The organism is Vibrio sp. 2033 (assembly GCF_033339735.1).
This window is the reverse complement of the sequence record NZ_JAWOVC010000343.1, coordinates 1-706: the sequence shown is the minus strand read 5'-3', so window position 1 is coordinate 706 and position 706 is coordinate 1. Positions and strand designations below refer to the sequence as shown.

The 706-nt window shown below is 43.3% G+C and carries 1 protein-coding gene; it reads left to right on the top strand.

Annotated features, from left to right (window positions below; translation table 11 throughout):
* On the top strand, positions 1–706 hold a 706-nt coding region (locus tag R7P74_RS26485; protein WP_443293427.1), incomplete at both ends, for an Orn/Lys/Arg decarboxylase N-terminal domain-containing protein.

Below are 706 nucleotides of genomic sequence, written 5' to 3'. Positions count from 1 at the left end.
AATTACATGCCAGAAGACTTCAGTTTATTAGCTGAATCTTTAGATGAACAATTTAATCGTCATTTACAACCTTTAGAGCAAGTTGAATTAACCGACGTTGGTGCGGCTATTATTACTTCAGCAGACATTAAAGCAGGTCTGCATAAAATGATTTCTGAAACGGGTTACGGTATTCCAGTTTTCTTAGTAACGGATGAAAACCCAGTTTCGGCAGAAGATTACGTTTGGCTAACTGGCGTTATCGATTTAGAAAGACAATCTATTGAGTACTACTGTCGTCAAATCAACGAAGCAGTAACCAAGTACGAATGTCGTCTGCTTCCCCCTTTCTTCAAGCAATTAACGCACTATGTTGAGATGGGTAACTCAGCGTTTGACTGTCCGGGACACCAAGGTGGTCAGTTCTTCAAAAAACACCCAGCTGGTAAACAATTCTACGATTTCTTCGGCGAAAACCTGTTCCGTAGTGACTTGTGTAACGCGGACGTGGATTTAGGTGACTTGCTGATCCACGAAGGTTCTGCACACCAAGCGCAAGCGCACGCTGCAAAAGTATTTAACGCGGACAAAACTTACTTCGTACTCAACGGTACTTCTGCTTCAAACAAAGTGGTGTGTAACGCGCTAGTAACTGAAGGTGATTTGGTACTGTTCGACCGTAACAACCACAAATCGAACCACCACGGTGCGTTAATCCAAGCGGGTG